Source organism: Massilia sp. HP4 (assembly GCF_005222695.1).
Taxonomy (GTDB): Bacteria; Pseudomonadota; Gammaproteobacteria; order Burkholderiales; family Burkholderiaceae_D; genus Telluria.
In genome coordinates, this window is sequence record NZ_STGG01000042.1 from 120,417 (window position 1) to 129,252 (window position 8,836).

Here is an 8,836-nt window from a genome sequence, read left to right on the forward strand (position 1 = left end):
AAAGCTATCGCCCATCCGCAAGTTGCAACAACAGGAAATCTATCGCTCATCCATTCTCAAAAGGGAAACATTAACTAAAATTAATAATTCGAACACCCCCGCTTAAGCCGGCGCCGGGCATAGTCCAAGGTAGGGAAAAATACGCTCTCAACCTTGCAAACCGGATCCGACTTCATGCCCTCGACTACCCCCTTGCGCCGGCGCCAGTCGGCCCTCGGCGCCGCCGTTCTGGCGGCGCTGCTGCTGTCCGCCTGCGCCAAAGAACCCAAACCTGCCACGCCGACCGTGCCGGAAGTCGCGGTGCTGACGGTCAGCACGTCCAACGTGGCGCTGAACATCGCCCTGCCCGGCCGCACCGCGCCCTACCTGCTGGCCGAGGTCCGGGCCCGGGTCGACGGCATCGTGCAAGAGCGCCAGTTCAAGGAAGGGGCGGACGTCAAGAAGGGCGATCCGCTGTACCTGATCGATCCGGCGCCCTACCGCGCCGCGCTGGCCAGCGCCGAGGCCGAGCTGCAGCGGGCCCAGGCCACCCTGGCCAGCAACGCCTCCCAGCTCAAGCGCAACCAGGTGCTGGTCAAGGAAAACGCGGTCAGCAAGCAGGAATTCGAGAATGCCGAAGCGGCCCAGCTGGAAGCCGCGGCCGACGTCGCCGCCGCCAGGGCCGCCGTCGAGACGGCCCGCATCAACCTCGGCTACACCAGCGTGAGCGCGCCGATCACGGGCCGCAGCAGCGTCTCGGCCGTCACCCAGGGCGCCTACGTGCAGGGTAGCGCGGCCACCCTGATGACCACCATCCAGCAGATCGACCCGATGTACGTCGACCTGCAGCAGTCGAGCGTCGACGGCCTGGCGCTACGGCGCGAGATCGCCGCCGGGCGGGTGCGCATGGATGGCGCCAATGCCGCCAGGGTCAGCCTGACCCTGGAAGACGGCAGCACCTACGCTCGCCACGGCACGCTCGAGTTTTCCGGGGTGACGGTCGACCAGGCCACCGGCGCGGTCACGCTGCGCGCGCGCTTCCCGAATCCCGACCGGCTGCTGCTGCCGGGGATGTTCGTGCGCGCCAGCGTCAGCCAGGGCGTGCGCCAGGCCGTGATGCGGGTGCCGGCGCAAGCCGTCTCGCGCACGCCGCAAGGCACGGCGACCGTCATGCTGGTCGACCGCGAGAACAAGGCCGCGCTGCGCACGGTGCGCACCGGCGCCCTGGTCGACGGCTACTGGCTGATCGACGAGGGCCTGAAGGAAGGCGAGCGCGTGATCGTCAGCGGCACCCAGAAGCTGCGTCCGGGCACGGTGGTGCGGATCGGTGCGCCGTCGGCGCCGGCCAGCCAGGCGCCCGCCGCCCCGGCCAATCCGCCAGCTGCGCCGGCGCCGGCGCGCCAGGGATAAGCGACGATGCCTAAGTTCTTCATCCAGCGCCCGATCTTCGCGATCGTCATCTCGCTCCTGATCATGCTGGCGGGCGGCATCGCCCTGTACAGCATGCCGGTCGAGCAGTACCCGCCGGTGTCGCCGCCGTCGGTGCAGATCCAGGCCGACTTCCCCGGCGCCTCGGCCGAGACCATGCAGAACACCGTGATCCAGGTGATCGAGCAGCAGCTGACGGCAATCGACAACCTGCTCTACATGGACTCGTCGAGCGACGACTCGGGCCGCTCGACCACCACCCTGACCTTTGCCGCCGGCACCGATCCCGACATCGCCCAGGTGCAGGTGCAGAACCAGCTGCAGGCCGCCGTGCCGCGCCTGCCGGCCGAGGTGCAGCAGACCGGCCTGCGCGTGACCAAGTCGACCAGCGACTTCCTGATGGTGGCCGCCTTCGTGTCGGACGACGACAGCATGACCAAGTTCGACATCGCCAACTACGTGTCGTCGAACCTGCAGGATCCGCTCAGCCGCATCTCGGGGGTGGGCAGCATGAACGTGTTCGGCACCCAGTACGCGATGCGGATCTGGCTCGATCCGGTCAAGCTGACCGCGTATGCGCTCACGCCGCTGGACGTCACCAACGCGATCCGGGCCCAGAACGTGCAGGTCTCGGGCGGCCAGCTGGGCGGCACGCCGGCGGTGCAAGGCCAGTCGATCAATGCCACCATCACCCAGGCCACGCTGCTGCGTACGCCAGAAGAATTCCAGCGCATCCTCGTCAAGGTCCAGCCTGACGGCTCGAGCGTGCGCATTGGCGACGTGGCGCGGGTCGCGCTCGGCTCCGAGAATTACCACGTCGACGTGCGCTACAACGGCAAGCCGGCGTCCGGCCTGGGCATCCAGCTGGCGCCCGGCGCCAACGCGCTCGACACCGCGGTCGCGGTGCGCGCCCGCCTGGCCGAGCTGGGCGAATTCTTCCCGCCCGGCCTGCGCACCGTGTATCCGAACGACGTCACGCCCTTCATCGAGCAATCGATCAGCGGCGTCGTGCACACCCTGATCGAGGGCATCGTGCTGGTGTTCCTGGTCATGTACCTGTTCCTGCAAAACTTCCGCGCCACCCTGATCCCGTCGATCACGGTGCCGGTGGTGTTGCTGGGCACCTTCGGCATCATGTCGGCGCTCGGCTTCACCGTCAATACGCTGTCGATGTTCGGCCTGGTGCTGTCGATCGGCCTGTTGGTCGACGACGCCATCGTGGTGGTCGAGAACGTCGAGCGCGTGATGCACGAGGATGGCCTGGCGCCGAAGGAGGCGACCATCAAGGCCATGGGCCAGATCACCAGCGCGCTGATCGGCGTGGCGCTGGTGCTGTCGGCGGTATTCGTGCCGGTGGCCTTCTCGAGCGGCACGGTGGGCGCGATCTACCGCGAATTCTCGCTCACGGTGGTGGCCTCGATGCTGCTGTCGGCCTTCATCGCCCTGAGCCTGACGCCGGCGCTGTGCGCCACCATGCTCAAGCCGGTCGACCCTGGCCACCACGAAAAGAAAGGCTTCTTCGGCTGGTTCAACCGCGGTTTCGAGAAGAACCGCGACCGCTACCTGACCGGCGTGACCCGCATCCTGGGCCGCCGCGCGCTGTGGATGACGGTGTACGTGGTCACGATCGCCATCGTGGCGGCGCTGTTCCTGCGCCTGCCCGGTGGCTTCCTGCCCAAGGAAGACCAGGGCTATATGATCGTCCAGGTCCAGACCGCCGCCGGCACCACCCAGGAAGTCACCGGCAAGGTGCTCGACGAGATCAGCAACTACCTGCTGACCGGCGAAAAGGCGATGGTCGAGGCGACCATGGTCATCAACGGCTCGGCCCAGGGCCAGCGCGGCCAGAACGTGGGCCGCATGTTCGTGCGCCTGCGTAACTGGTCCGAGCGCAAGGACGACGCGCTGCACGTGTCGGCGCTCTCCAACCGGATCGCCGCGCGCTACAAGGACTTCCAGGGCGCCACGGTGGTGCCGATCGAGCCGCCGTCGATCCGCGGCCTGGGCTCGGCCACCGGCTTCACGATGCAGCTGCAGGACCGCGGCGGCCTCGGCCGCGACGCGCTGGCGGCGGCGCGCGACCAGCTGCTCGAGCTGGCGGCGAAGGAGCCGGCCCTGACCCGGGTGCGCTTCACGGGCCAGGCCGACAACCCGACCTACAAGATCGACATCGACCGCGAAAAGGCGGCCGCGCTGGGCGTCGACCTGACCCTGGTCGACCAGACCTTCTCGACCGCCTGGGGTTCACGCTACATCAACAACTTCCTCGATACCGACAACCGCATCAAACGCGTCTATGTGCAGGCCGACGCCCAGTTCCGCATGAATCCGGACGACATCAAGCTGCTCCATGTGAGGAACGGCCAGGGCGATATGGTGCCGTTCTCGAGCTTTGCCAGCGCGCGCTGGTCGTGGGGCTCGCCGTCGATGCAGCGCTATAACGGCATCACCTCGGCCGAGATCGTGGGCCAGCCGACGGCCGGCCACAGCACCGGCGAGGCGATGGCCATCATGACCCGCCTGGCGGCCCAGCTCCCGCAGGGCATCGGCTTCGAATGGAGCGGCATCTCGCTGCAGGAATCGCAGGCCGGCGCCCAGGCGCCGCTGCTGTACGCGCTGTCGATCCTGGTCGTGTTCCTGTGCCTGGCGGCGCTGTACGAAAGCTGGGCGATCCCGATCTCGGTGGTCATGGTGGTGCCGATCGGCGTGCTGGGCGCGCTGGGCGCGGCGACCGCCTTCGGCATGGAGAACGACGTGTTCTTCCAGGTGGGGCTGTTGACCACGATCGGCCTGTCGGCCAAGAATGCGATCCTGATCGCCGAATTCGCGCGCGAATTGCAGTTGCAGGGCCTGAGCCTGGTCGAGGCGGCGCTGGAGGCGGCGAAAGTGCGCCTGCGTCCGATCATCATGACCTCGATGGCCTTCATCCTGGGCGTGCTGCCGCTGGCGATTTCGAGCGGGGCCGGTTCGGGCAGCCAGAACGCGCTGGGCATCGGCGTGATCGGCGGGATGCTGACCGCCACCTTCCTTGCGCCGTTCGTGATCCCGCTGTTCTACGTGCTGGTGGCCGGCGGCGCCAAGCCGCCGACGCCACACGCGCCGAGCGCGGAAACACCGGCTACAATGCCGGCTTCCCACTGAGACTGCCGTGAAACTGCTACTCGTCGAAGACAATGAACGCGTGGCCCGCTTCGTCAAGAAGGGGCTGACCGAGGCCGGTCATACGGTCGACCACGCCGACAACGGCCGCGACGGCATGTACCATGCCGTCAGCGAGCCCTACGACGCGATCGTCATGGACCGCATGCTGCCGGGCGGGATCGACGGCCTGGGGCTGATCGAAGCGCTGCGCCAGCAGGGCAACCGGGTGCCGATCCTGATCCTCTCGGCGCTGGACGGCGTGGACGACCGCATCCGCGGCCTGCGCGCCGGCGGCGATGACTATCTGACCAAGCCGTTCGCCTTCGGCGAGCTGCTGGCCCGGCTCGACGCGCTGCTGCGCCGCTCGCAGAGCCAGGCGGTGGAGACCGTGATGAGCCTGGGCGACCTGTCGGTCGACATGCTGTCGCACCGCGTGACGCGCGGCGGGCGCCCGGTGGCGCTGCAGCCGCGCGAGTTCAAGCTGCTCACCTACCTGCTGCGCCACGCGAACCAGGTGGTGACGCGCACCATGCTGCTCGAGAACGTGTGGGATTATCACTTCGATCCGCAAACGAATGTCATCGATGTCCACATCAGCAAGCTGCGCCAGAAGATCGACGCCGGCTTTGCGACGCCGCTGCTGCGCACCGTGCGCAATGCCGGCTATATGCTGACCGACCAGCCGTGAGGTGCTTGTCGTGAACCTGCGCCTGCCCGGATTCTCGGCCCGCACCATCGCGATCGGCTACGCCGTGGTCACGCTGCTGGTGCTGGCGATGTTCGCCGCGCCCCTGTGGTTTGCCTGGCACAAGAATATCGGCGAGGTGCGCACCCAGCTGCTCAAGACGGACGCGCGCCACCTGAGCAACCTGTTCGAGCGCCAGGGCCCGCCGGCGCTGGCGGCGGCGATCGACAGCCAGGTCCATGGCGTGAACGACGGCGTACGCAAGATCATGCTGTTCGTGGCGCCCGACGGCGCCAAGCTGGCCGGCAACCTGCCCGAGTGGCCCGAGGGCGTGCCGGAGAGTGACGGCCTGTGCCAGGTGACGATCCGGGTCGACGACACGCCGCGCAATGTGGAGCTGGTGCGGGTGACGCTGGAAGACGGCTATATGCTGCTGGTGGCCAGCAACCTGGATCGCTTCCAGCAGCTCGAGCGCCTGTTCGCCTACGGCCTGCTGGGCTGCGCACTGGCGGTGCTGGTAAGCGCCGTGCTGGGCGGCGTGTTGATCCGGCGCGCGCTGCTGGGACGGGTGCAGCGCATCAGCCAGACCACGGCCTCGATCATCGAGGGCAAGCTGTCGCACCGCCTGCTCGAGCCGCGCGACGGCGACGAGCTGCAGCAGCTGACGCGCACGGTGAACCGCATGCTGGACCAGATCGAGCACCTGGTGACGGGCGTGCAGGACGTCTCGAACGCCATCGCCCACGACTTGCGCACCCCGCTGTCCGAGCTGCGCGCGCGGCTCGAAGAGCTGTCGGTGGCGCGCCCGCCGGTGGAGGAGACCTTCGCCGAAATCGACGACGCGATCGACGATGTCGACCGCGTGATGGGCATCTTCAACGCGCTGCTGAGACTAAGCGAAATCGACAGCGGCAGCCGCCGCGGCGGTTTCGTCGAGGTCGACCTGGCCGCGCTGGGCGCCGAGGTCACGGAATTCTACGGCCCGGTGGCCGAGCTGAAGGACATCGATCTCGGCTTCGACGCCCCGGAGGATTTGCGGGTGGTGGGCGACCCGGTGCTGCTGGCCCAGGCGCTGGGCAATATGGCCGACAACGCCCTGAAATACGCGCCGGTACGGGGCACGATCGCCATCACCGCGCGCCGCGTCGACGCCGACCGGGTAGCGGTGGTGGTGGCGGACAACGGCCCGGGCATTCCGGAACACGAGCGCACGCGCGTGATCGAGCGCTTCTACCGGGTCGACGCCAGCCGCGGCACACCGGGCGTGGGCCTGGGACTGAGCGTGGTCTCGGCAGTGGCGCGCCTGCATGGCGGCAGCCTGACGCTGGAGGACAACCGTCCGGGCCTGCGCGCCACCCTGCTACTGCACGCCAATCCGGCCGCGCAGGCCTACTGAGCGCCTGGCTGGGCCCCGGCGCGTTCGAGGATGGCCTCGATCGACGCCCGGGCCTCGTTCATCGCCCGCGCAATGTCGACGCCGAGCAGGCGTCCGCCTCGCTTGAGAACGACGCCATCGATGATCACCGTATCGACATTGTCCGGCGTGGCCGAATACACGACCAGGGCATAGGGATCGGCATTGCCGGCCAGGGCCATGTTCAGCGCCCCGGGGTCGAGCAGGATCAGGTCGGCGCGCTTGCCGGGCGTGATCGAACCGATCTGGTCATCCATGCCGATCGAGCGCGCCGCTTCGATCGTCGCCAGTTCGAGGATGCGGCGCGGCGCGACCGCCGTTTCCTGTTTGCGGGCGCCGGATTCGGTGAGCGCGAGCAGGCGCATATTGGCGAACAGGTCGGCGCTGCCGGCCAGCGCCGTGCCGTCGATGCCCAGGCCGATGCGCTCCACGGCCGCGTAGTCGCTGAGCATGGTCAGGCCGTAGCCGACCCGCTGTTCGGTGACCGGCGTCAGCGACAGCGCGCTGCCGGCCGCCCGGAACGCCGCCAGCTCGGCCGGGGTCGCCCCGGTGGCGTGCACGATCTGCACGTCCTTGCCCAGCAAGCCGCTGGCGGCCAGGGCGCCGTTGCGCTTGCCGCCCGAATGCACCGACACGGGCAAGCCGAGCTTGCGCGCGGCCGCGATCTCGCGCCGGCCGGTCGCGGCCACGTCGGCCTTGCCCTCCCCCACGCCGCGACAGCCCAGCCCCAGCGTGACCCGGCCGGGCCGCGGCCGCGCTGCCGCGGCGGCGAGCAGGTCGAGGTCGATGCTCTCGGCTGGGGCAAGATCGTCATGCGCGCCAGCCAGCAAGCGGGCGCGGATCCCGCTTTGCAGCAGCGCCTGTTCGGCCGCCTCAAGGTGCGCCGGGCTGCGCAGGTTATGGAAGAAATCGACGGTCGTGGTGACGCCCGACGCCAGCGTCTCGACGGCGCCGACATAGGTGCCGATGCGGACGTCGTCCGGCGTGTAGTGCCGCCCCAGGCGCTTCTTGAGGGCGAAATAATCGGTGTCGGGAGTATTACGAAACTGGCCGCGCGCCGCGCTGAGCCACAGGTGGGTATGGGTGTCGACCAGCCCCGGTAGAAGGATCATGCCACGCGCATCGATCCGCTCGGCCCCAGCCGCCTCGAGCTTGCGCCCAATGGCAACGATCCGCCCATCCCGCACCAGCACGTCGGCATCGCGCCGCTCGCCCTGCTCCGGGTCGAGGCTGACGACATGGGCGTTCTGGATCAACAGCGCCCGCGGCTGGCCAAGGGCGGCCTGGCACGACGCAAACAAGAGGGCGAGCACGACACAGTGCAAGAGACGCAACATGGCATTTTCCACACACTAGAATTGCCACCCATTCTACAAGCCAACACCACCAATCCGCGCGCTTATTGCCACACCCCGCCCATGCTTCAGACAAGAGAATAACTAGGGTCAGAGTAAAATTGTTTGTCAACTTCAGTAAATCAGTTGAATAATAAATCTACTCTGACCCTAATTATTATGCAATTTCTGCGACACGGCTGAGATTGCACGGTAAATTCATTGGCAAGCAGAGAAATTGCTCGATAAATCGACTCTGTCCCTATTTCTTCACACAGGCTTTGGCCATATATTCGTTACGATTAAAGAATTGACTAAAACCGAGAACTGTTTCCATCGCTAATAGCGCTCGCACGCACTAAAAACAAAGAGGGTCAGAGTAAAATTCTTTGTCAATTTTTGAAAATCAATTGGCAAACAATTTTACTCTGAGGTAGCCCGGGTTTGGTGGACATCCAGAATAGGAGACAATAAGGCCTATGGATGACACTACGACCCCAGCAGTAAAACGCACTGTTCATACGAGCGACTTCAAGAGGCGGGCCGTTACCAGGCTCAAACAAGAAGGCAACGCGACGGCGCTTGCGCTCGAGCTTGGAGTGCCGCGCAACCAGCTATACAAGTGGGCTAAGCGGTTTGAGGAAGCCGGCACTGACAAGTCCTTCAAGGGCCCTGGGCGCCCGGCTGGAGTGGAAGAAGATGAGCTTGCCAAGCTGCGCCGTGAAAATGAGCGTCTTAAGGTGGAGAACACGATCTTAAAAAAAGCGGAAGCGTACTTTGCGCGCCGCAAGCCGTGAAGTACGCGTTTATCCACGAGCACGTCGGCGTGCATCCAGTGGCTGTGATGTGCCGTTT

At 66.5% G+C, this 8,836-nt stretch carries 6 protein-coding genes; 5 read left to right on the forward strand and 1 reads right to left on the reverse strand.

The features are described from left to right. The first annotated feature begins 174 nt into the window (after window positions 1-174). Genes E8M83_RS16755 through E8M83_RS16770 form a run of 4 tightly spaced genes read left to right on the forward strand, consistent with a single transcriptional unit; the run spans window position 175 to window position 6,629 of the window. Window positions 175-1,389 (forward strand): efflux RND transporter periplasmic adaptor subunit, encoded by a 1,215-nt coding sequence (locus tag E8M83_RS16755; protein ID WP_137174485.1) that lies wholly within the window; start codon window positions 175-177, stop codon window positions 1,387-1,389. Between the two features lie 6 nt (window positions 1,390-1,395). Then, the gene (locus E8M83_RS16760) at window positions 1,396-4,548 is read left to right on the forward strand and encodes an efflux RND transporter permease subunit (protein WP_137174486.1); all 3,153 of its coding nucleotides are present in this window, start codon (window positions 1,396-1,398) and stop codon (window positions 4,546-4,548) included. 7 nt (window positions 4,549-4,555) lie between these two features. Next, window positions 4,556-5,236 (forward strand): response regulator transcription factor, encoded by a 681-nt coding sequence (locus E8M83_RS16765; protein ID WP_137174487.1) that lies wholly within the window; start codon window positions 4,556-4,558, stop codon window positions 5,234-5,236. A gap of 10 nt (window positions 5,237-5,246) precedes the next feature. Further along, window positions 5,247-6,629 carry an ATP-binding protein gene (locus tag E8M83_RS16770; RefSeq protein ID WP_137174488.1) on the forward strand — a complete coding sequence of 461 codons (1,383 nt, stop codon included), beginning with the start codon at window positions 5,247-5,249 and terminating at the stop codon, window positions 6,627-6,629. Here the strand turns inward: E8M83_RS16770 and E8M83_RS16775 are convergent. After that, window positions 6,623-7,984: an amidohydrolase family protein gene (locus tag E8M83_RS16775; protein ID WP_229491605.1), complete on the reverse strand. Its 1,362-nt coding sequence runs from the start codon at window positions 7,982-7,984 to the stop codon at window positions 6,623-6,625. The genes E8M83_RS16770 and E8M83_RS16775 overlap by 7 nt on opposite strands. Before the next feature lie 476 nt (window positions 7,985-8,460). Between E8M83_RS16775 and E8M83_RS16780 the strand changes: the two genes are divergently transcribed. Next, window positions 8,461-8,778, forward strand: a complete 318-nt coding sequence (locus E8M83_RS16780; RefSeq protein ID WP_137174489.1) for a transposase — start codon at window positions 8,461-8,463, stop codon at window positions 8,776-8,778. Window positions 8,779-8,836 lie beyond the last annotated feature (58 nt).